General features: G+C 71.2%; 21 protein-coding genes. 8 read left to right on the forward strand and 13 right to left on the reverse strand.

Annotated elements, in window-relative coordinates:
• From ABZX90_RS23075 to ABZX90_RS23095, 5 genes are all read right to left on the reverse strand, one after another.
• Positions 1–1,022, reverse strand: a 1,022-nt coding sequence (locus ABZX90_RS23075) for a hypothetical protein (protein WP_355207554.1), incomplete at its 3' end; no start/stop codon positions are given.
• A gap of 1 nt (position 1,023) precedes the next feature.
• Positions 1,024–1,794: a hypothetical protein gene (locus ABZX90_RS23080; protein WP_351124639.1), complete on the reverse strand. Its 771-nt coding sequence runs from the start codon at positions 1,792–1,794 to the stop codon at positions 1,024–1,026.
• Between the two features lie 40 nt (positions 1,795–1,834).
• On the reverse strand, positions 1,835–2,134 hold the full coding sequence (locus ABZX90_RS23085; RefSeq protein WP_351124642.1) for a hypothetical protein: 300 nt from the start codon (positions 2,132–2,134) through the stop codon (positions 1,835–1,837).
• A 501-nt stretch (positions 2,135–2,635) separates the two neighbouring features.
• Complete coding sequence (locus ABZX90_RS23090) at positions 2,636–2,899, reverse strand: hypothetical protein (protein WP_351124645.1); 264 nt, start codon at positions 2,897–2,899, stop codon at positions 2,636–2,638.
• Positions 2,896–3,453 (reverse strand): DUF6668 family protein, encoded by a 558-nt coding sequence (locus ABZX90_RS23095; protein ID WP_355207810.1) that lies wholly within the window; start codon positions 3,451–3,453, stop codon positions 2,896–2,898. Before ABZX90_RS23095 ends, ABZX90_RS23090 begins: the two co-directional genes overlap by 4 nt.
• 269 nt (positions 3,454–3,722) lie before the next feature.
• On the opposite strand from ABZX90_RS23095, the gene ABZX90_RS23100 reads away from it, so the two are divergent.
• The 3 genes from ABZX90_RS23100 (at position 3,723) to ABZX90_RS23110 (ending at position 7,797) form a co-directional block, all read left to right on the forward strand.
• Entirely contained in the window at positions 3,723–4,736 is a 1,014-nt protein-coding gene (locus ABZX90_RS23100; protein ID WP_351124648.1) for a peptidoglycan DD-metalloendopeptidase family protein, read from the forward strand.
• A gap of 119 nt (positions 4,737–4,855) precedes the next feature.
• The gene (locus ABZX90_RS23105) at positions 4,856–5,542 is read left to right on the forward strand and encodes a hypothetical protein (RefSeq protein WP_355207559.1); all 687 of its coding nucleotides are present in this window, start codon (positions 4,856–4,858) and stop codon (positions 5,540–5,542) included.
• Positions 5,485–7,797 (forward strand): hypothetical protein, encoded by a 2,313-nt coding sequence (locus ABZX90_RS23110; protein WP_355207562.1) that lies wholly within the window; start codon positions 5,485–5,487, stop codon positions 7,795–7,797. Before ABZX90_RS23105 ends, ABZX90_RS23110 begins: the two co-directional genes overlap by 58 nt.
• Before the next feature lie 34 nt (positions 7,798–7,831).
• On the opposite strand, the gene ABZX90_RS23115 is transcribed toward ABZX90_RS23110, so the two are convergent.
• From ABZX90_RS23115 to ABZX90_RS23125, 3 genes are all read right to left on the reverse strand, one after another.
• Complete coding sequence (locus ABZX90_RS23115) at positions 7,832–8,308, reverse strand: VOC family protein (RefSeq protein ID WP_355207565.1); 477 nt, start codon at positions 8,306–8,308, stop codon at positions 7,832–7,834.
• 191 nt (positions 8,309–8,499) lie between these two features.
• On the reverse strand, positions 8,500–9,597 hold the full coding sequence (gene rarD / locus ABZX90_RS23120) for an EamA family transporter RarD (protein WP_355207568.1): 1,098 nt from the start codon (positions 9,595–9,597) through the stop codon (positions 8,500–8,502).
• 192 nt (positions 9,598–9,789) lie between these two features.
• Complete coding sequence (locus ABZX90_RS23125; RefSeq protein WP_355207571.1) at positions 9,790–10,644, reverse strand: SDR family oxidoreductase; 855 nt, start codon at positions 10,642–10,644, stop codon at positions 9,790–9,792.
• A gap of 91 nt (positions 10,645–10,735) precedes the next feature.
• Between ABZX90_RS23125 and ABZX90_RS23130 the strand changes: the two genes are divergently transcribed.
• Positions 10,736–11,149: a helix-turn-helix domain-containing protein gene (locus ABZX90_RS23130; protein ID WP_355207574.1), complete on the forward strand. Its 414-nt coding sequence runs from the start codon at positions 10,736–10,738 to the stop codon at positions 11,147–11,149.
• Between the two features lie 26 nt (positions 11,150–11,175).
• Here ABZX90_RS23130 and ABZX90_RS23135 read toward each other — a convergent pair whose 3' ends face one another.
• The 5 genes from ABZX90_RS23135 to ABZX90_RS23155 form a co-directional block, all read right to left on the reverse strand.
• On the reverse strand, positions 11,176–12,255 hold the full coding sequence (locus ABZX90_RS23135) for a 2-oxoacid:ferredoxin oxidoreductase subunit beta (protein WP_351124669.1): 1,080 nt from the start codon (positions 12,253–12,255) through the stop codon (positions 11,176–11,178).
• Positions 12,248–14,191, reverse strand: a complete 1,944-nt coding sequence (locus tag ABZX90_RS23140) for a 2-oxoacid:acceptor oxidoreductase subunit alpha (protein WP_355207577.1) — start codon at positions 14,189–14,191, stop codon at positions 12,248–12,250. Before ABZX90_RS23140 ends, ABZX90_RS23135 begins: the two co-directional genes overlap by 8 nt.
• 236 nt (positions 14,192–14,427) lie before the next feature.
• Positions 14,428–15,087 (reverse strand): response regulator transcription factor, encoded by a 660-nt coding sequence (locus ABZX90_RS23145; RefSeq protein ID WP_351124758.1) that lies wholly within the window; start codon positions 15,085–15,087, stop codon positions 14,428–14,430.
• 513 nt (positions 15,088–15,600) lie between these two features.
• The gene (locus tag ABZX90_RS23150; protein WP_355207580.1) at positions 15,601–16,956 is read right to left on the reverse strand and encodes a sensor domain-containing protein; all 1,356 of its coding nucleotides are present in this window, start codon (positions 16,954–16,956) and stop codon (positions 15,601–15,603) included.
• A gap of 156 nt (positions 16,957–17,112) precedes the next feature.
• Positions 17,113–18,312 carry a sensor domain-containing protein gene (locus ABZX90_RS23155; protein WP_351124677.1) on the reverse strand — a complete coding sequence of 400 codons (1,200 nt, stop codon included), beginning with the start codon at positions 18,310–18,312 and terminating at the stop codon, positions 17,113–17,115.
• Between the two features lie 351 nt (positions 18,313–18,663).
• Between ABZX90_RS23155 and ABZX90_RS23160 the strand changes: the two genes are divergently transcribed.
• Genes ABZX90_RS23160 through ABZX90_RS23175 form a run of 4 tightly spaced genes read left to right on the forward strand, consistent with a single transcriptional unit; the run spans position 18,664 to position 22,242 of the window.
• Positions 18,664–19,077, forward strand: coding sequence for an NADH-quinone oxidoreductase subunit A (locus tag ABZX90_RS23160; protein ID WP_351124680.1), 414 nt, complete (start codon positions 18,664–18,666; stop codon positions 19,075–19,077).
• The gene (locus ABZX90_RS23165; protein WP_351124683.1) at positions 19,068–19,715 is read left to right on the forward strand and encodes an NADH-quinone oxidoreductase subunit B family protein; all 648 of its coding nucleotides are present in this window, start codon (positions 19,068–19,070) and stop codon (positions 19,713–19,715) included. Before ABZX90_RS23160 ends, ABZX90_RS23165 begins: the two co-directional genes overlap by 10 nt.
• Entirely contained in the window at positions 19,712–21,277 is a 1,566-nt protein-coding gene (locus ABZX90_RS23170; RefSeq protein WP_355207585.1) for an NADH-quinone oxidoreductase subunit C, read from the forward strand. The genes ABZX90_RS23165 and ABZX90_RS23170 overlap by 4 nt, the downstream gene beginning before the upstream one ends.
• The gene (locus tag ABZX90_RS23175) at positions 21,274–22,242 is read left to right on the forward strand and encodes a complex I subunit 1 family protein (protein ID WP_351124687.1); all 969 of its coding nucleotides are present in this window, start codon (positions 21,274–21,276) and stop codon (positions 22,240–22,242) included. Before ABZX90_RS23170 ends, ABZX90_RS23175 begins: the two co-directional genes overlap by 4 nt.
• Positions 22,243–22,244: the final 2 nt, after the last annotated feature.

Below are 22,244 nucleotides of genomic sequence, written 5' to 3' on the forward strand. Positions count from 1 at the left end.
GTGGCCGCGCCCGCGGCAGCGGCACCGCCTCCGGCCGCCGCGGCTCCGGCGCCGCCCGCCGAGCCGCCCGCGCCACCGCCGGCCGGAGTTCCGGCGCCCGCGGACGGCGAGCCCTGCGGACCGGGTGCGCCGCCCCCGCCTCCGCCGCCCGCGGCGATGCTGACGGCGCCGGTGGCGATGTTGTTGGTCGCGTTCAGGGCGACCGTGCCGCCTGAGGTGCCGCCCAGCGCCGCGGTCGCCGGAACGATCAGTTTGAGCAGGGCCGGCAGGGCGAACACGGCCATGATCAGCATGCCCAGACCGGCGATGGTCTGGTCGAGGTTCTTGGTGTCCTCGGTCATCGACGTGGCCGAGTAGATGATGAGCGCGGCCGCTGGTTTGTAGAGCAGCCAGGCCGCGAGCCAGCCGACGTGTTTCTTCCACCAGCCCTCGCCCCACCCGGTCATCGAGGAGGCGGCGGCCAGCGGCAGTGTGCCGACGAGCATGATCATGACGCCGATGCGGATGTACATCAGACAGATCTGCACGAAGCTCGACAGCATCACCAGCAGGCCGAAGATGAGGATGAGGCCCGGCTGGTTGAGGGTCAGCACACCGAGCATCGTCGACGCCGTGTTGCCGAGGTCGGACTTCGCGTACACATGCTGTGCGTACAGGTCGGAGGCCCGGGTGAGCGCCTGGACCACCGGCACGGCGACCGCGCCCACGAGGATGACCTTCCACATCCCCATGAACGCCTGCTTCATCGGCTGGCCCTTGCGCTCCAGCGCCATGCGGATCGCCGCGATCAGCAGCGAGGCCACGGCCACATAGGCGACGATCCAGTCGACCTGCTGGTCGATCAGGCCGATGGGTCCGGAGGGGTCCTCCACGTCGACGTTCATCCAGACGCCGTTGAGCGCCTTGAGCACGTCCGCGGTCGCGTCGCCGATGGCCTTGGCGAAGGCCACCACGGCACTGTCGGTGAACTGCGTACCGATCTCGTCGATCACACAGTCGTACACCCGCCAGGAACAAGCCATCTCATGCCTCCCAGGTGACGAAGCCCTTGGTGCCGCTGATCTGCGACATCCCCGAATAGACGGTGCCGTCGGCGTCGGGCGCGAGCTTCCAGTCGCCGTCCAGCCACCGCAGGGTCACCGACGCGGTGCCGTAGGCGTCCTTGCCGGGGACCCGCACCACGAACATCACCGTCGACTTCCCCTTGTCGTACGACAGGACGGTGAAGCCGGCGTAGCCGCCCCCGTCGGGTGTGCCCGAGGTCGGCTTGTCGCCCGCCGCGGCACGGCTCTCGACGAGCGCGTCGCGGCCCGCGCCGGGGACGACCTGACGGTCGACGACCTTGCGCCAGCCCGGGTAGCTGAGGTGGTCGGTGATGGCGTGGGCGGCCATGACGGAGCCCATCGGCGTACGGGCGTAGCAGGACCACACCGGTCCGTCGAACGTGAGCGGGCCCACCGTCCGGGACACCGGGACCAGGCCCGTGCCGTCGGCCTTCCAGGTGAAGTCCTTCGGGGCCCGGGTGGGCTTGGCCTGGTCGCCGTCGTCGGTGCGGCAGCCTGCGGGGCGGGTGTCCGGCCTGCCGCCCCGGTCCGGGCCGGCGGTCGAGGTGGGCTGCCGGCCGGGATCACCCGATGCGTCCGCTGGCTTCCCGTTGCCTCCGCTCATCATCGTGAAGCCGGCGAGCACGAGCAGCACCAGCAGGAACCCGGCCGACAGGATCCAGCCTCGCTGCTGCCAGAACGGCTGCTCCCACTCCCCGCTGCCCCCTTGGGGCCGACCGGAGTTCAGCATGGTTGCGCTCCCTTCGCATCAGGTTCTGACGGGGCGTGGGTCAGGCGAAGACGAAAGTGACGACGGGGCCGGCGGTGGCCACCAGGACACAGCCGCCGAGCACCATGCCGAGCCGGCCCATGTGCTCCGAGCCCTCGCCGCGGCGCATCGAGATCGCCATCATGGCGCCGGTGATGAGCACACCCGCGACGCCCGCCGCGGTGCCGGCCCAGGCGAGGATGCCGAGGACGGTGTCGACCTTCCCGGTCAGCGCGCCCGGCGCGTCGCGGTTGGGGTCGGGGACCTTTCCGTCCGCCAGGTAGATGTACTGGTGGGCCTTGGCTGCTGTCGCCTTGAACATGGCTTCTCCCCGATGTGGCCGACTGCCCGCGGACACGTGCTGGACGTGCGCGGAACCTGCCGGGCTGAGCGGCACTTGCTGTGGTCGAGCGGCACCTGCCCGCTGTGAGCGGTACGTGCTTGCCGTGAGCGGAACGTGCTTGCTGTGAGCGGTACTTGAGGGCGGTGGAGGATCGTGGGACGCCCGGGTTCCCGGTTGCACAGTGAGCTTGGCGACAACTGTGAGTCCGGGCCAAGCGATGTAGTGATCCAGCACCTGTCGGTGACGTGTCCGTGACAGACGGGAAGAGACCGTCATGAAATACGAGGTGGGGGACCCGGAAAAAAACTGAGGCACCCTCAGATGTGAGGGTGCCTCGGAGGATCTTCGATGGACGCCGTGCGTCGGGTGCGGCGTGCGGCGTGCGGCGTGCGGCGTGCGGCGTGCGGCGTGCGGCGTGCGGGGCGCGGGGCGCGGCGTGCGGCGTGCGGGGCGCGCGGGGCCGGTCGGAGCGTGGGTGTGTCAGAGCACGAAACCGACGATCGGCCCCGCCGTGGCGCCGATGACGCAGGCGCCCATGACCATCAGGAACTGGCTCAAGTGCTCATCCCCGTCACCGGACTTGACGGCGAGCGCCATCCGGGAGCCCACGATCATCAGGCCCGCCACGCCGGCAGCGGTGACGAGCCACGCGATGATGCCGAGGACCTTGTCGAGCTCGGCGGCGACGCCCTGCGGCGGGCCTTCGGCCAGCGCGGCGGCGGCGATCACGTGCAGAGCGGTCATGGCGCGGTCCTCCCGGTCAGTCGGGCCAGTGACGCGATGTCGCGCGGCAGCGGGACGGTGAGCTCGCCGGTGCGCCACGCGGGTATCCATGGCACCCGGTAGACGTCTATGACCGAGTTGATCACCTTGACGCGCTGGGTGAGTTGACGCGGCAGCCGGCCGGGCGCGTCCGCGACCAGGACTATGGCGTCGAGATCGAGTCCCGGCGGCGCGTCGCCGCGACGGAAGATGTCCAGGGTGTGCGAGACGGCGTCCAGTCCCGCCGCGTGCGTACGCCCGACGAGCAGGACCGAGCCAGGCTCGCCCTGGTCCGGGCGGGGCCAGTTGCGGCCCGCGTCATGGCCGCCGAAGACCGTGGCGAGCGTGGAGGCGCCGGCTCCGCCGTGGGTGGCGACCCAGGAGAACTGCCGTGCGCTCACGACGAGTTGCCGGTCCTCCTCGTACGGCTGCCGTGGTGGTTCCGGTTCGCCGACCGGTCCGCGAACCCATACCTCGGGCCCGCCCGGCCCGCGCGGTTCGTTCCCGCGCGGCGCCGTTCCGTCGCTCGCGTGCATCGGCAGTCCCTCGTTCCCGCGCACGGCCACCCCTTCGTCTCCTCGCATCGCCACCCCCTCGATCCCCCGCATGGGCGCTCTCTGCCCTCGTCGGTCCACAGATCTTCCCGGCGCCCCTACGAGTTGGGTAACGGGGCGTGAGTTCCTGGGACGAGTCTGTGACGCCGTGGTGACGCGGGAATCGCGTGGGAGCCGAGAGACTCAATTGCATGTACACGACCGGATCTTGAGGCCGAGGGGGGCCGATGTCCAACGGGGGTGGATCCACCATGACCTGGGTGGTCGGCGGCTGTCTCGCCGTGGTGATCATGCCGCTGGTCATGATGGTCGCGGTGAGCGGAGCGCCGAGCGAGGCGGACACCGGGTCGGGCGGGGGCGGCGGGCTGAAGGACGGCGCCGTTCCCCAGCAGTACGTGCCCTGGGTGCTCAAGGCGGGCGCCCTGTGCGATGTCATCAAGCCGGCGGTCATCGCCGCGCAGATCGAGGCCGAGTCGGGCTGGAATCCCAACGCCCGTTCGCCGGTCGGCGCCGAGGGGCTGTCGCAGTTCATGCCCGGAACCTGGCAGACGTGGGGCAGGGACGACGACGGCAACGGCCGGACCTCCCCGTACGACCCCGGGGACGCGATCATGGCCCAGGGCCGTTACGACTGCGCCCTCGCCCAGCAGGTCGAGGGCTACAAGAGGCGCGGCGAGGCGAGCGGCGAGACCCTCGACCTCACGCTCGCGGCGTACAACGCGGGACCCGGCGCGGTGCACCAGTACGGCGGCATGCCCCCGTACACCGAGACACGGGACTACGTCGCCCGCATCAAGTCCCTGATATCCAAGTACGAGTCGGTGGACGATCCCCCGGGCAGGATTCCCGACGGGCAGCAGATGGCCATGCCGCTTCCCGGCACGCCGCGCATCACCTCCCCGTACGGCATGCGCATGCACCCGATCCTGCATGTCAGAAAGCTGCACACCGGCATCGACTTCGCCGCCGCGGCGGGTACGCCGTTCAAGGCGGCCCGGGACGGCACGGTCACCTTCGCCGGCTGGTCCAACGGTTACGGCAACCGTGTGGTCATCTCCCACGGAACCATCGACGGCGACCGGATCTCGACGACGTACAACCACATGAGGGGCCGCCCCAGCGTGAGCGTCGGCCAGCACGTGCGGGTCGGCCAGCGGGTCGGCGAGGTGGGATCGACCGGCCTCTCGACCGGACCGCACGCGCACTTCGAGGTCCAGCAGAACGGCACGTACGTGGACCCGGCACCCTGGCTGGGGCTGAAGTGAGGAGGGAGGCGAGGATGAGGACGACGCGTACGGGCACGGGTACGGGCACGGGTACGGGTACGGGTACGGAGTCGCGAACGGGGATACGAACCCGAATGCGTGCGGGGGACCGTACGGGTGTGCGCAGGAGGACGGTCGCCGCGCTGGCGGTCGTGTCCGTGACCGGGGTACTGGCGTTGACGGGCTGTGGCTTGCGGGACCATCGTGATGCGGTGGGCGTGCCGGGTTCGTCGCCGTCCGCGGTGCCGTCCGTGGCACCGAAGGCACCCCTCCCGTCGGGCAGACCGCTGGGCGCGGACGCACATGTGCCGAACCCGTCGGGCGTCGACGGGACGGACGCGACGGAAGTATCGGAGGCGTGGGCGGAGGTGGTGTACGGCCATGACACGAAGTACGACTACGGTCCGCACGATGCCCTGCTGCGCTCGGCCCGCTGGTTCACCGCGCCCAAGGCCGCGGCCGAGCGGTCGTACCACCCCGCGAGCGGGGCGGGCGACCAGTGGAACACCTGGGCCGGCCACCGGGCGTGGACCACGGTGGCCGTGAGCGCTGACGACGACGCCGACGGCCCCGCCGACACCGCCGTCCTGGCCTATCGCGCCCTCTTCGTGGAGGGCACCGCCCACGGCCGCGACGGCTGGACCGGCACGGGCCCGCGCGCGAGTGTCTACCTCAAGCTCACCCGGTCGGGTGGCGGCCGCCCCTGGCGCGTCGCCGACGTGGAGACGGTGGAGGCGGCGACCCCGCCGTGGCCGTCACCCTCTTCGACCTCATTCTCGTCCTCGTCCGCGACCACCCCTTCGTGAGGGAACCGATGTCTCGACTCAGCCGCGAACAGAAGCGGGAACTCAAGCGGCAGCGCTCGGCGGTCGGTGCCGGGGGGCAGCCGACCACCGGAACGACGCCGATCGAAGTCCACGTACCGGCGTCGGCGGACGGCGCGGTGGGGGCCGCGGGCCAGGGCGCCGCGGCGACCGCAGGTGGTGCCACGGTCGGCGGGATGCCGATCGTGGCCGCACCCGGTGAGACGGTGCAGGGCGCGGTCCTGAACTACCTCCACCGCCTCGCCCTCGCCACCGGCCACCCGGTCCTCGCCACCATCCACGACGAACGCATCGGCTTCGTCGTACCGCTCCAGGTGCACGTCGACGGCTCCAGCCGCTACACGGGCGAGCCGGTACGCGTGGCCCCCCAGGCGTCGCAGCCGCCGCACGAGCAGCGGGCTCAGCGACAAGCGGGGCCCCCGGCGCAGGAGCACCGGCACGCGCCCGCCGAGGGACACTCCCAGCCTCCGGCCCGGAACTTCTCACAGCCCCCGCCTCAGGAGCGCCCGCAGCCTCCGGCCCGGGAGATCCCACAGCCGTCGGCCCAGGAGCGTCCGCCCGCCCCGGCTCAGGAGCGCCCGCACTCCGGGCTTCAGGAGCGTCCGCCCGCCCCGGTTCAGGAGCGCCCGCACTCCGGGCTTCAGGAGCGTCCGCCCGCCCCGGTTCAGGAGCGCCCGCAGCATCCGGTCAGGGATGTCCCGCTGCCTCCGGCCCAGGAGGTTCCGCTGCCGCCGGTCCACGCGCCGCAGCCGTCGGCGCAGCGGCGTCCGGAGCCGCCGGCTCCGCCGCTTCCGCCCGCCCCGGTGTCCGCCGAGCGGTCGGCGGAGGCCCCGGAGACACCGGGTGCTCCGCGCCGGGACAAGGCGACTTACGTCCTGCGGGCGGTACCGGAACCGAATACGTCCGCACCGGCGCCTACACCTACACGGGCACCGGCACCTGCACCTGCACCTGCACTTCCGCCCACGGCGGCGCCGAAGCCCGACCCGCTCGCAGCCCAGGCGCCCGCGCCCGCGCCTGCGCGGAGGCCCGAGCCTGCGGTGACGGCGGAGTTCGTGCCGCAGCCTGCGCCGGTGGCGCCGCCCGAGTTCGCTCCCGCCCCGCAGCCCGCGCCTGCGCGGAGGCCCGAGCCTGCGGTGACGGCCGAGTTCGTGCCGCAGCCGCAGCCGCAGCCCGCGCCGGTGGTGGCCCGGGAGTCCGCGCACGCGACTCCGCACGCGACCGCCCCCGCGGCGATGTCCGAGCCGGTCGTGGCGGCGGACGCCGGCAGGGCGGCCGACACGGGAGCTGCTCCGGCGAGTGGGGCCCTGGCTCCTGTCTCCGGCCAGGAACCGTTGCCCGCGGCCGGGCCCGCTGCGCCCGGCACGCCCACGCCGTCCACCTTCGTGCTGCGAGCGGTACCGGAGCCGAAGCCGTTGCCCGGAAGCGCGTCGACGCATGTGCTGCGGGCGGTGCCGGAGTCGGCGGCCACCGCGGCGCCCGCTCCGGCGGGGGAGTTCGGGCCGGCCCCGCTGGCCGACCCCGCCTCCGAGCCGACGGCCGCCCCCGAGCGGATGTCCGCGCCCGAGCCCAGGGCCGCCGCTCCCGAGCGGAAGCCGGCCCCCGCGATGGAGGCCTTGTCCCTGCTGGCTCCGGAGCCGGAACCTGAGCCGAAGCCCGCTCCCGTGCGCGGCTTCGACGCCGTCGCCGAGGCGGTGCTCGCGCCGAGTACACAGGAGTCGGCCCCGGAGCGGGACGCCGCGGCGGCGTTCCTCGCGGAGCCCGTCGCCCGGATCAACGAGGCCGTGAAGATGGGCCGCATCGAAGCCGCCGCGGGGATGGCGGAGCGCGCCGTCGCGGAGGCGGGCCACTCGCTGGGCCAGGAACACCCCGAGGTGCTGAAGCTGCGCGAACTGACCGCGTACATCGCCTACTTGGCGGGTGACCCCCTCAGGTCGTTCCACCTGTCGCTCGACCTCGCGAGGGTCCGCCGACGCCACCGGGACGCGCGTGCCGCCTACGGCAACGTCCAGAGCGCGGCCGCCGCGTGGCGCGCGGTCCGCGACCCCCTCCAGGGTCTGCACCTCGGGCGCGATCTGATCGGCGTGTGGACCGAGCTCGCGGCCGACGACGGTCCCGCCGCCGACGACCTCGAACAACTCGAATCGGCCCGCACCCGCATGGGCCGCCTCGCCGAACGCGCCGGTGTCATGGCGGACGACCGTCACACCCGCCCGTCCCGCGCCCATGGCGAGTGACGGCACGGCGACCGGGCTGCCGCGGCTCCCGGCGTCAGTGGACGCAGAATTCGTTCCCCTCGGGGTCCGCCATCACCACCCACGCGCCCGCCGGTTCCTTCACCTCCCGGAGCACGCTCGCCCCCAGCTGCGTCAGACGCTCGACCTCGTCCGCACGTCGCCCCTCGCCGGGGTGCAGGTCGAGGTGGAGACGGTTCTTGCCGGTCTTGGGTTCGGGGACGCGCTGGAAGAGCAGGCGCCGCCCGAGGCCGGTGCCGCGTTCCTGGTCGTAGGGGTCGTCGGGATGCCGTACGGCGATGAGATCCCGGAAGGCCGGGCGGCCGTGGAAGTCGACGGTGGCCTCGGCCGGCAGGGCGCCGAGGCTCAGCAACTGCTCGATGAAGGCGCTGTTGTCCTCGACCGCGTAACCGAGCGCGGCGGACCAGAAGTCGGCCTGCGCATGCGGATCGGCGGAGTCGATGACGAGTTTCCAGTGGACGGGCGTGGGTGCGGGCACGGGATTCGGCGTCATGAAGCCACTCATAGTGGTTCCAGGACCGGGCGGGCAACGGAATCGCCGAGGCCGACCCCCGTGTCGTACGAGGGCAGGCCCTGCCGCATCGCCCCGGACGCGCTCTGCCGAGACCTGCTGACGACGGACAACAGGACCGTAGGCCGGAAGCCAACAGGACCGTAGGGCGGACGACTGCCCGAGTCCGCCCGTTACGAGGTCCTGCGCGAACCTTCCGGCCTGGCGGCGGCACCCGCGGCGATCGCGGCGGAACCCGTGCCGTCGGCGGCGGCACCCGCGGCGATGACAGCGGCACCCGTGCTGTCCCCGGCGGCACCCGTGACGGTGGCGGAGATGTCCACCGCATCGGTGGCGGCCTCGGCCCCGGTGGTGCGGGCCGACTCCCTCAGGGCTCGGGCACCCTGCCGTGCGGCGCGCAGCGCGTCGAACGTCAGCAGCGACAGCGCGAGCCACACCAGCGCGAACCCGGCCCACCGCTCGGCCGGCATGGCCTCGTGGAAGTAGAAGATGCCGATGAGGAACTGGAAGACCGGGGCCATGTACTGGAGCAGGCCCAGGGTGGACAGCGGCACGCGGATCGCGGCGGCGCCGAAACAGACCAGGGGGACAGCCGTCACCAGGCCGGTCGCCGCGAGCAGCGCGGCGTGACCCGGCGCCTGCGCACCGAACGTCGCCTCGCCCCGCGACCCCAGCCACAGCAGATAGGCGAGCGCCGGCAGGAACTGGATCGCGGTCTCGGCGGCGAGGGACTCGATGCCGCCGAGGTTGACCTTCTTCTTCACCAGGCCGTACGTGGCGAAGGAGAAGGCGAGGCAGAGGGAGATCCACGGCGGGTGGCCGTAGCCGATCGTCAGGACGAGGACGGCCGCGAAGCCGATGCCCACCGCGGCCCACTGCACGGGCCGCAGCCGTTCCTTGAGGAGCAGCACGCCCATCGCGATGGTGACGAGGGGGTTGATGAAGTAGCCGAGCGAGGCCTCGACGACGTGCTCGGAGTTGACCGCCCAGATGTAGACGCCCCAGTTGACCGTGATGACCGTCGCCGCGATCGTGATCAGAGCCAGCTTGCGCGGCTGCCGCAGCAGTTCGCCCGCCCAGGCCCAGCGCCGCATCACCAGCAGTACGACACCGACGACCACCAGTGACCACGCCATCCGGTGGGCGAGGATCTCGACCGCTCCGGAGGGCTTCAGCAGCGGCCAGAAGAGGGGGACGAGCCCCCACATCCCGTACGCCGCGAAGCCGTTCAGCAGACCTATCTGCTGCTCGCCCCTCGACTTCCCGGCCACCGGCGTCTCCTTCTTCCGCGATCTCGGACGCCTGTCGCGCCCGCCGGCGCTCCGGACGCTCCCGTGCGGTCGGGGAACTTCCGTGCAGCCTGGAAGAAGGTAGCGCCTGCACCCCCGCCTGTCATGCCCGTATCGCCATACGGTCATGACAGGTGAGGCGGGTGGGATCGGCCCCCGGATCTGGCGGGGACGTCAGTCCTTCAGCGCCGCCGCGACGGCCTCGGCGATCGGAGTGGTCGGACGGCCCGCCAGGCGGGACAGGTCCCCGGTGGTGACCGCGAGCTCGCCCTTCTCGATGGAGGTGTCGACGCCCGCGAGGATTCCCGCGAAGACCTCGGGCACTCCGGCGCCGGTCAGAATTCCGGTGAAGGCCTCGACGGAGACGGGGTTGTAGACGATCTCCTTGCCGGTCTGGCGGCTCAGCTCGGCGGCGTACTCGGCGAAGCCCCACGCCTCGTCGCCGCTCAGCTCGTAGGTCTTGTTCTCGTGCCCCTCGCCGGTCAGTACCGCGACGGCGGCGGCCGCGTAGTCGGCGCGCGAGGCGGAGGCGATCCGGCCCTCACCGGCGGCCTGGACGACGGCGTCGTGGGCGAGCACCGGGGCGAGGTTCTCGGTGTAGTTCTCGTGGTACCAGCCGTTGCGCAGCAGCGTGTAGGGCAGTCCGGAGGCGAGCAGGACCTCCTCGGTGGCGCGGTGGTCGTCGGCCAGCGCGGCCGTCAGGCTGCCGGGGGCGCTGGTGTAGGCGAGCAGGGAGACGCCGGCCGCCTTGGCCGCGTCGATGACGACGCGGTGCTGCTCGACGCGGTTCTTGTCGAACTCGTTGCCCGAGATCAGCAGCACCTTGTCACCGGCTGCGAACAGGCCGTCGAAGGTCTCCGGCGTGTTGTAGTCGGCACCCGCGAGCCGTACGCCGCGGGCCGCGAGGCCGGCGGCCTTGGCCTCGTCCCGCACGACGGCGGTGATCTGCTCGGCCGGGACCTTCTCCAGCAGCTGCTCGACCACGAGACGGCCGAGGTGTCCGGTGGCTCCTGTGACGACGATGCTCATGGCGTACATCTCCTTGTGGGGTTCGGATGTCACTCACCCTAGGAGCTGCACTAACTGTTGGAAAGTACCCACCTTGAAGTAAGGTACTGGTATGGCCGTAAGCAACAAGGCAGCGGACGGGTACGACGCCGGCGAGGCGATGTGCCCCTACCGTCTGGTCCTGGAACATGTCACCAGCCGCTGGGGTGTCCTCGTCCTGATCGAGCTCCTGGAGCGTCCGTACCGCTTCAGCGAGCTGCGCCGGGCGATCGGCAGGGTCGGGAGAGGGGTCAGCGAGAAGATGCTCACCCAGACCCTGCAGACCCTGGAGCGCGACGGGCTCGTCCATCGCGACGCCAAGCCGGTCATCCCGCCGCGCGTCGACTACTCGCTCACCGACCTGGGCCGCGAGGCCGCCGAGCAGGTACGGTCGCTGGCGCTGTGGACCAGCGACCGCATGGCCGACGTCGAGCGGGCCCGCAGCGCGTACGACGAGGCCCGGGCACTCAGGGCCCGGGCCTCCTAGGACCTGTAAACCGCCTGCTCACGGACTCAGCCGACGACCGTCCAGGTGTCGCCGCCGGCGAGGAGCGCCGCGAGGTCGCCCTTGCCGTTCTGTTCGATGGCGGCGTCGAGCTGGTCGGCCATCTGCGTGTCGTAGACCGGCCGGTCGACCGAGCGGAACACCCCGATGGGGGTGTTGTGCAGGGTGTCGGGGTCGGCGAGGCGGGACAGCGCGAACGCGGCGGTGGGGGACGCGGTGTGCGCGTCGTGGACGAGGATCTGCGACGCGTTGTCGGGGGTGACGGTGACGACCTTGAGGTCGCCGGTGTGCGGGTCGCGGACCACACCGCGGGCGCCGTCGGTGCCGAAGCGGATGGGCTGTCCGTGCTCCAGGCGGATGACGGCTTCCTCGGCCTGCTGCCTGTCCTTGAGGACCTCGAAGGCGCCGTCGTTGAAGATGTTGCAGTTCTGGTAGATCTCAACCAGCGCGGTGCCGGGGTGGGCGGCGGCCTGTCGCAGCACGTCGGTGAGGTGCTTGCGGTCCGAGTCCACGGTCCGGGCCACGAAGGACGCCTCGGCGCCGATCGCCAGCGACACCGGGTTGAAAGGCGCGTCCAGGGAGCCCATCGGCGTCGACTTGGTGATCTTGCCGACCTCGGACGTCGGGCTGTACTGGCCCTTGGTGAGGCCGTAAATACGGTTGTTGAAGAGCAGGATCTTCAAATTGACGTTGCGGCGCAGGGCGTGGATGAGGTGGTTGCCGCCGATGGACAGGGCGTCCCCGTCGCCGGTGACGACCCATACGGACAGGTCGCGGCGGGAGGAGGCGAGTCCGGTCGCGATGGCCGGGGCGCGGCCGTGGATGGAGTGCATCCCGTAGGTGTTCATGTAGTACGGGAAGCGGGACGAGCAGCCGATGCCGGAGACGAAGACGACGTTCTCCTTCGCCAGGCCGAGTTCGGGCATGAAGCTCTGGACGGCGGCGAGGATCGCGTAGTCACCGCAGCCGGGGCACCAGCGCACTTCCTGATCGGACTTGAAGTCCTTCATGGATTGCCTGGCCTCGGCCTTGGGGACGAGAGAAAGCGCCTCGATCGTGCCCGAGCCTTCCGTTGACGTGTCAGCCATCGATGGCCTCCTTGAGAGCGGTGGCGAGCTGCTCAGCCTTGAACGGCATACCGTTGACCTGGTTGTACGAGTGCGCGTCCACCAGATACTTCGCCCGTACGAGCGTGGCGAGCTGACCGAGGTTCATCTCGGGGATCACCACCTTGTCGTAACGCTTCAACACCGCGCCCAGATTCCGCGGGAAAGGGTTGAGGTGGCGCAGATGGGCCTGCGCGATGTGCTCCCCGGCGGTGCGCAGCCGGCGTACCGCCGCGGTGATGGGTCCGTAGGTCGAACCCCAGCCCAGGACAAGGGTGTCGGCCGCGTTCTCGGTGTCCGCGGTGGGGTCGTCGACGTCGAGGTCGGGCACGTCGATGCCGTCGATCTTGGCCTGGCGGGTGCGGACCATGAAGTCGTGGTTGGCGGGGTCGTAGGAGATGTTGCCGCTGCCGTCCTGCTTCTCGATACCGCCGATGCGGTGCTCCAGGCCGGGTGTTCCGGGAACGGCCCAGGGGCGGGCGAGGGTCCCGGGGTCACGCTTGTAGGGCCAGAAGACCTCGGTGCCGTCGTCCAGGGTGTGGTTGGGCCCCTGGGCGAACTGCACACGCAGGTCCGGGAGTTCGTCGGTCTCCGGGATGCGCCACGGCTCGCTGCCGTTGGCCAGGTAACCGTCGGAGAGCAGCAGTACGGGCGTCCGGTACGCCAGCGCGATCCGGGCCGCCTCCATCGCCGCGTCGAAACAGTCGGCCGGAGTCCTCGGCGCGACCACCGGCACCGGGGCCTCGCCGTTGCGCCCGTACATCGCCTGGAGCAGGTCGGCCTGCTCGGTCTTGGTCGGCAGGCCGGTCGACGGTCCGCCGCGCTGGATGTCGATGACGAGCAGCGGCAGTTCGAGCGAGACGGCGAGCCCGATGGTCTCCGACTTCAGCGCCACGCCGGGACCGGACGTCGTCGTCACGGCGAGGGAGCCGCCGAACGCCGCGCCCAGCGCCGCGCCGATCCCCGCGATCTCGTCCTCGGCCTGGAAGGTCCGCACCCCGAAGTTCTTGTGCTTCGACAGCTCGTGCAGGATGTCGGAGGCCGGGGTGATGGGGTAAGACCCCAGGTAGAGCGGCAGATCGGCCTGCCGGGAGGCGGCGATTAGACCGTACGACAGGGCGAGGTTCCCGGAGATGTTCCGGTAGGTGCCGGTCGGGAAGGCCTTCGAGGCCGGCGCGACCTCGTAGGAGACGGCGAAGTCCTCCGTCGTCTCGCCGAAGTTCCAACCGGCTCGGAACGCGGCGAGGTTGGCGGCCGCGATGGCGGGCTTCTTGGCGAACTTGGTCCGCAGGAACTTCTCGGTGCCCTCGGTCGGCCGGTGGTACATCCACGACAGCAGACCCAGCGCGAACATGTTCTTGGAGCGCTCGGCCTCCTTGCGGGAGAGCTCGAACTCCTTGAGCGCCTCGACGGTCATCGTCGTGAGCGGGACGGGATGGACGTTGTAGCCGTCCAGTGAGCCGTCCTCCAGCGGGTTGGTCGCGTAGCCGACCTTCTGCATCGCCCGTTTGGTGAACTCGTCCGTGTTGACGATGATCTCCGCACCGCGCGGCACATCGGCGATGTTCGCCTTCAGGGCCGCCGGATTCATGGCCACGAGGACGTTGGGCGCGTCGCCGGGGGTGAGGATGTCGTGGTCGGCGAAGTGCAGTTGGAAAGACGAAACGCCCGGCAGGGTGCCTGCGGGCGCGCGGATTTCGGCAGGGAAGTTCGGCAGGGTCGAGAGGTCGTTGCCGAAGGAGGCAGTTTCCGAGGTGAAGCGGTCGCCGGTGAGTTGCATACCGTCACCGGAGTCCCCCGCGAACCGGATGATGACCCGGTCGAGCCGGCGGACGTCCTTCGCCCCCGGCGGTTTGCGCTGTACTCCTACGACGGCTTCGTCGGCCTGTTCCGTTGGGCTGCTGACCTTGCTCGTCACTGAACTGGACCTCCTTTGAGGCGGCTGTCCGGGATGGGCCTTCCCGTAGACCCTTCCTTTTTCAACCCTACGTCGGTAAGGGTCGCCTTCCTTAGGCCATTCGCATAATGGACACTAATTTGAGACGGTCTGACGCCCTGACTTGTCACGATTTTTCCCGCCCCCGGTTCTTTCTTCGAATGACGCTCCTGGCCCACCCTTTGGTTCTGTTCAACAACTGACACAGTGTCAGCCGGTCAGGAGTTCAGGTAGGTGAGGACGGCCAGAACACGCCGGTGATCCCCGTCACTCTGTGACAGGCCCAGCTTCTGGAAGATGTTGCTGACATGCTTCTCGACGGCACCGTCGCTGACCACCAGCTGGCGGGCGATGGCGGAGTTCGTACGGCCCTCGGCCATGAGCCCCAGCACTTCCCGCTCCCGCGGGGTCAGCCCGGCCAGCACGTCCTGCTTGCGGCTGCGGCCGAGCAGCTGCGCCACGACTTCCGGGTCGAGCGCGGTACCCCCCTGGGCCACCCGCACCACCGCGTCCACGAACTCGCGCACCTCGGCGACCCGGTCCTTGAGCAGATAGCCGACGCCGCGACTCGAACCGGCCAGCAGTTCGGTGGCGTAGCGCTCCTCCACGTACTGCGACAGCACGAGCACCCCGAGTCCGGGATGGGCCTTGCGCAGCTGTACGGCCGCCCGCACGCCTTCGTCGGTGTGTGTCGGCGGCATCCTCACGTCCGCGACCACGACGTCCGGCAGCGCGTCCTGCGCCGCGAACTCGGTGATGGTCTTGATCAGCGCCTCGCCGTCCCCGACCCCCGCCACCACGTCGTGCCCTCGGTCGGTCAGCAACCGGGTCAGGCCCTCCCTGAGCAGCACTGAATCCTCGGCGATGACCACTCGCACCCTGTCCTCCACGATTTCTCGGCCCCCCAGAGCCCACCCCGGACCGTCCCCGGTCCGGCCGGGTTCGTCCCCGCTCGTACGACAGACCCCAGCATTCCAGCATTCGGACCGGGATGCGCCCGGGCGACGTGAATACGCGACGTGAATAGGGGTGTGGCTCGGAGGATTGATCTTTCCGTCATGGATGCCCGACCGATCCCGACCGACCTCTGGTGGGCACCCCCGGGCCTCGCGGCGGGGTGGGGCATCGCAACCCGGGTGGGGTACCGCACCCCGGGTGGGGCATCGCACCCCGGGTGGGGTACCGCTGCGGGCCTCCACCCGGTGTACCCCGCACCCCGGTGGGGTACCGCCGTACCGCCATGGACACCCCGGGTGGCGTACCGCTGTACCGCCGCGGGCACCCCTGTGAGGTACCCGTGACGGGCACCCCGGGTCTCGTGGCAGGGGCGGTGCCCCCACCCGGAGTGGGGGCACCGCCCCGGAGCCAGATCTCTCCCCCGGCAGGGCGACTCACCCCCGCCAGGGCAGCTCCGCCGTGACCCGGGTGGGACCGGCCACCGGCGAGTCCACCACCAGGATTCCGTCCACCGCGTCGAGCCGCTCCGCCAGCCCCGCCAGGCCCGACCCCTCGGAGACATCGGCCCCGCCGACCCCGTTGTCGCCGACCTGGATCATCAGCCGGTTCTCCACCCGCCACACATCCACGGTCGCCCGCGTCGCACGGGAGTGCTTGCTGATGTTCTGGAGCAGCTCGGAGACGGTGAAGTAGGCGATCCCCTCGATCGCGGGCGCCGGCCGTGCCGGCAGATCCACCTCCACCTGCACCGGCACCGTGCACCGCGAGGCCACCGCGGACAGCGCGGCGTCGAGCCCGCGGTCGGTCAGCACCGCCGGATGGATACCGCGCGCGAGGTCCCGCAGCTCCTGCAGCGCCGTCTTCACCTCGCCGTGTGCCTCGTCCACCATCCGCGCCGCGGCCTGCGGGTCCTCGGTCAGCTTCTCCTTGGCGAGCCCCAGGTCCATCGCCAGGGCGACGAGCCGGGCCTGTGCCCCGTCGTGCAGATCGCGCTCGATACGGCGCAGGTCGGCGGCGGCCGTGTCGACCACGACCCCCCGGTCGGACTCCAGCTCCACCACGCGCGTGGCCAGCCGCGAGGGGCCGAGCAGCCCGTGCACCATCAGCCGGTCCACAATCGTCAGCGCCCGCACGATCCACGGGGTCGCCAACGTGAAGAGCAGCCCCACCAGCGCGGTCACCGTGATCTCGAACGGATTGTCGAGATAGACGGAGTGCGACCCGTCGCCGTACAGCTGGAGTCCGCCCTGACCGCCGTACATCGGGAAGACCCAGAACCACAGCGGATACGTCAGCAGCGCCCACCCGTACGCCCAGAAGTTCAGCGCCACGACGAAGGAGAACACCGACCACGGGAACTGGACCACCGCGTACAGCAGGTGCCGCCACGACGTGCCGCTCTTGAGCACGGCGCCCATCCACGCCATCGCCCCGTGCTTCTTCATCCGCAGCGGCTCGGGCTCGGCCACCTCGAGACCGAGCAGCCCGCGCGCCCGCGCCCGCTCCAGCGACCCGAAGCCGCGGCAGCCGGCCAGCGCGGCGGCGAGCACCGGAATGCCCAGGAAGGTGATCAGCAGGCCCGCACCGAGCGAGACCATCGTGACGGCGAACGTGAACATGATGATCCCGAGCGGCAGGCCCAGCATCACGTAACCGAACTCACGCCAGCTGCGGGCCTCGATCGGCGCCCGCAGCGGGGCCGGAAGACGGTGACGCCGCTCGCCGGCACCCGCCTCGTCGAATCCGGGCCCGCTCCGGTGCCCGTATCCGTGTCCGTACTCCGTGGCCATCGGTTCGTCCGTTCTCTCGTCTCGTCCTGCGCCCCGCCTCGTCCTGCGCGTCGGCTCCTACCTCAACCCTGCCGTCCGGGACGCCCACCGGACATGGAGCGGATCGGCGTCTTGGACCGGGGGTTTTCCCTACCCCGTGGACATGGGCGGGCCCATTTACTGCGCGGGCTCGTTCTGCCTGTCCCGCCACGGCAGTTCGGCCGTGATGACCGTCGGGCCGCCCACCGGCGACTCGACGACGAACAGCCCGTCCACGGCGCCGAGCCGGTCGGCGAGCCCCGCCATGCCCGTACCGCCGTCGAGACCGGCCCCGCCGTGGCCGTCGTCCGCGACCTGGATGAGCAGCCGCTCGTCCGTCCGCCAGACCTCGACGGACGCGGACCGCGCCCCGCTGTGCTTGCTGACGTTCTGGAGCAGCTCGGAGACGGTGAAGTACGCGATGCCCTCGATGGCGGCGGCCGGCCGCGTCTCCAGTTCGGCGGTCACCTTCACCGGAACCGTGCACCGCGAGGCGATCGCGGACAGGGCGGCGTCCAGACCCCGGTCGGTGAGGACCGCCGGGTGGATACCGCGGGCCAGATCACGCAGCTCCTGAAGGGCGAGCTTCACCTCGCCGTGCGCCTCGTCGACCATCACCGCCGCGGCGTCGGGGTCCTCCAGGAGCTTCTCCTTGGCCAGGCCGAGCCCCATCGCGAGATTGACGAGCCGGGCCTGCGCCCCGTCGTGCAGATCGCGTTCGATGCGGCGCAGATCGGCCGCCGCCGTGTCGACCACGACCCCGCGGTCCGACTCCAGTTCGGCGATGCGCCGCTCCAACTCGTCGGAGGGCGACAGCAGTCCGCGCACCAGCGCCCGGTCCACGTTCGTCAGCCCCCGTGCGATGAACGGAAGCACGGGCCACAGCACGAACAGCGATACGAGCGTCACCGTGAAGGTGACGATGCCCCAGGGCAGCCGTATGAGGTCGTACAGCACCGCCCGCCAGCCCACCGGGTCCTTCAGGCTCGACCACAGCCAGCCGAAGAAGCTGGTCCGGCGCACCGGCAACGGGCTCGGCTCGTCGATCCGCAGCCCCAACAGCTTCCGCGCCCGCGCCCGCTCCGCCTTGCCCAGCTGCCGCGCCCCCCGCAGCCCGGCCGCGAGCAGCGGCAGCCCGACCACCGTCACCGCCAGCCCCGCGCCCGTGGCCAGCATCACCACCACGTACACGAAACCGATGATCGAGGCGGGCAGATTCACCAGGAGATGGGCGATCTCCTTCCAGGTCTGCGCGTCGAGGGCGAGGCGAGCGGCGGGCAGCCGGTCACCGTCGGACGGATCGTCCGGCGGACTGGCGGGCGGGATGCGTTCGGTCATATCCGCTAGCCTGCCCGGCGGCGCGCCGCCGCGCCATGAGGTGGGCCGCCGGGATGCACTGGGGAAAACCCCACCCTCAGGGGTGAGCCGGACGTGACGGCGACCTGGCACAGGACCTGACGGCGACCTGGCACAGGATGTGACGACGAGGTACCGCCGGGACACGTTCACACCGTGAGACGTGAACGAGTCCACGGTGGTCGAGGGATGGTCGAGGCGTGACGGGCTGCTTACGCTCTCTTTAGCAGGCCCTAGACTCCCGTCCGTACAGATCGTCGAACATGGCGCATCACAGAGTGCGCGACGGCGCACGACGGGGCGCGCAACGAGGTCAGGGAGTGAGGGGCTGTCGTGCCGGAACCGACCGTTGTCACGGCGACCGGGGCTGTCGTCGCGGCGGACTACTTCCAGTCCTACTCGGTCGTCGGGCTGCTCGTCGTCGTGGGCGTGCTGTTCGTCGCCGTCGCGTTCGGGGCCGGGCGCCTGCTGCGGCCCGTGGTCCCCACCCCCGAGAAACTCCTGACGTACGAGTGCGGCGTCGACCCGGTCGGCGAGGGCTGGGCCCACACCCAGGTCCGCTACTACGTGTACGCGTTCCTCTACGTCATCTTCGCCGTCGACTCGATCTTCCTCTTCCCCTGGGCCACGGTCTTCGCCGCTCCCGGCTACGGCGCCGCGACGCTCGTCGAGATGTTCATCTTCCTCGGCTTCCTGGCCGTGGGCCTGCTGTACGCATACAAGAAGGGCGTCCTGACATGGACGTGACCCCCTCCGCCCCGGACCAGCCGGTGCTGCTGCCCGAGCCGAAACGGCTCGGCGCGCTCGCCCGGCTCGCCCCCGAGCCCATGAAGGTGGTCCTGAACTGGGGCCGCCGCTACTCGCTCTGGGTCTTCAACTTCGGCCTCGCCTGCTGCGCGATCGAGTTCATCGCCGCGTCGATGGCCCGCCACGACTTCATCCGGCTCGGTGTGATCCCGTTCGCGCCGGGCCCCCGCCAGGCCGACCTGATGGTGGTGTCGGGCACGGTCACGGACAAGATGGCGCCCGCCGTCAAGCGGCTGTACGAGCAGATGCCCGAACCGAAGTACGTCATCTCCTTCGGCGCCTGCTCCAACTGCGGCGGCCCCTACTGGGACTCCTACTCCGTCACCAAGGGCGTCGACCAGATCATCCCCGTCGACGTCTACGTCCCCGGGTGCCCGCCCCGCCCCGAGGCCCTGCTCCAGGGCATCCTCAAGCTCCAGGAGAAGATCGCCCGGGAGTCGCTGGGGGAGCGGTACGGGTCCGACGCGCCGCGCCCGTCGGCCGCCGCACTCCAGAGCGGCCTGGTGAAGCCTCCGGTCCCTTCGGCGACGAGTGTTCCGGGGACGGATGCGACCGCCCCCGGTGAGGAGGACCGATGACCGTCGGCTGGCTCCCCAGCCCCGCCGAGGAGCTCTTCGGCCCCGACGCCACGGCCGAGGAGTCGTACGAGGTCCTGACGGTCGACGTGCCACCGGCGTCCTGGATCTCGGCCCTGGAGACCGCCCGCGACACGCTGGGCTGCACCTACTTCGACTGGCTGAGCGCCGTCGACGAACCCGGCACGGGCTTTTACGTCTCGGCCCACGTCGTGGCCCTGTCCCCGGTACGCCGCCTCCTCGTCCGTACGACCGTCCCGCACGCGACCCCGGTCCTGCCGTCGGCGGTCTCCGTGTACGCGGGCGCCGCCTGGCACGAGCGCGAGACGCACGAGATGTTCGGGGTGACCTTCGAGGGCCACCCCGGCCTCGACCCCCTGCTTCTGCCGGAGGGCTTCGAAGGCCACCCCCTGCGCAAGGACTTCGTCCTGGCCGCCCGCGTCGCCAAGGCCTGGCCCGGCGCGAAGGAACCCGGCGAGTCCGAGCACGGCGGTCCGAAGCGCCGCCAGATGCTGCCGCCCGGCGTCCCCGACCCCAACGAGTGGGGCCCCCTCAAGGGCCAGCTTCCCCCGGCCCCGTCCCGCCCGGCCCGTGGCGCGGCCCGCCCGGCCGGCGACCGCCCGGTGCGCCGGGCCCGCACGGCGGGGGAGGGCTCAGCCAGCCAGGTACCTGCCGCCGCCGCAGGTGCTACTGGCGCGGGTGCGGCTTCCGCGGAGGCGGATGCCGCCTCCGGTGCGGATGCCGCGCGCCCGGCACGCCGAGCCCGCAGCGCCAGCCAGGGTTCCGCGACCCAACGGGCACAGAGCCCCACTCCCACAGACCCGACGGCTCCCACAGACCCGACGGCTGCCACCGACCCGACGGTGGCTCCAGCAGACCCGACGGTGGCTCCCACAGACCCGACGGTGGCTCCCACAGACCCGACGGTGGCTCCGGCGGTTCCTACCGAGCCGACGGTTCCGGCGGCTCCGAGCGCTCAGAGTGGGCCAACGGCGCCGACCGAGCTGACCTCCCCGGCGAGTGCCCAGCAGGCAACCGGTTCCGACGCCACGACGGGGCCTGCGGCAGGGCCCGCGCCGACACCCGAACCCGCCCCAGCGGCAAGGCCTGCCGCGCCGCGCAGTTCTGACGCTCCGTGGCACCACGCCAAGCCCGCGTTCGAGGAGGCGCCGCCAAAGGCGCAGCAGGCGCCGAAGCCCACGCCGACGCCCGTGCCTGAGCCGGAACCCGAGCCGTCGGCGAAGCCGGACGCGGAGGCTGAGCCCGAGCACGTGCCTGAGCCCGAGCACGTGCCTGAGCATGTGCCTGAGCCGGAGTCCGGGCGGGAGCCCGAGCCCCAGCCGGAGGCGACGTCCGAGCCGGAGGCGACACCCGAGCCCCAGCCGGATGCAACGTCCCAGCCGGAGGCAACGCCCGAGCCGGAAGCAACGTCCGAGCCGGAGCCCCATCGCGGGCCGAAGGCGAAGCCCAGCCCCGACTCGACATCCGGCGACTCGACATACGCCGCCACTCCCGAGTCGAAATCCGCACCCACCCCCGACGACCCCTCCGGAGGCACGCAGTGAACGACGCTCTCGACGTCGCCCTACGCCTCCTCGTCGTCTTCGCCGTGTTCCTGACGTTTCCCCTGATCGTCGGCCAGACCGAGCACAAGGTGATGGCCCACATGCAGGGCCGCCTCGGCCCGATGTACGCCGGCGGCTTCCACGGCTGGGCCCAACTCGTCGCGGACGGCGTCAAGTTCGCCCAGAAGGAAGACATCGTCCCCGCGGGCGCGGACCGGCGTATCTTCCAGCTCGCCCCCGCCGTGGCCCTCCTCCCGTACCTCCTGGTCCTCCTCGCCATCCCCATCGGCCCGGGCGAGGGCGCGGTCGGCGAGGTCGTCGACGCGGGCATCTTCTTCGTCCTCGCCGTCATGGGCGTGGGCGTCCTCGGCTCGCTCATGGCGGGCTGGGCATCGGCCAACAAGTTCTCCCTCCTCGGTGGCCTCCGCACCGCCGCCCAGCTCCTGGCGTACGAGCTCCCGATGCTCCTGACCGCCGCCTCGGTGGCGATGGCGGCCGGCACGGTCTCGCTCCCGGGCATCGTGGACGCCTTCGAGTGGTGGTGGCTGCCCTGGCAGATCGTCGGCGCGATCGTGTTCTTCGTCGCCGGCCTCGCCGAACTCCAACGGCCCCCCTTCGACATGCCCGTCGCCGACTCCGAGATCATCTTCGGCGCCTACACCGAGTACACCGGCCTGCGCTTTGCCCTGTTCCTGCTCGCCGAGTACGCCGGAATCGTCGTCCTGTGCGGCCTGACCACCGTCCTCTTCCTGGGCGGCTGGCACGGACCCTGGGGCGCCGACGGCCTCGGCTGGGTCTGGACCCTCCTGAAGGCCGCGATCCTCGCCTTCGTCGTGATCTGGCTCCGCGTCACCTACCCCCGCCTGCGCGAGGACCAGCTCCAGAAACTCTCCTGGACCCTCCTCGTTCCCCTGTCCCTCGCCCAGATCGCCCTCACCGGCATCGTCAAGGTGGTGATCGCGTAACC

This window comes from Streptomyces sp. NPDC002935 (assembly GCF_040611295.1).
Lineage (GTDB): Bacteria > Actinomycetota > Actinomycetes > Streptomycetales > Streptomycetaceae > Streptomyces.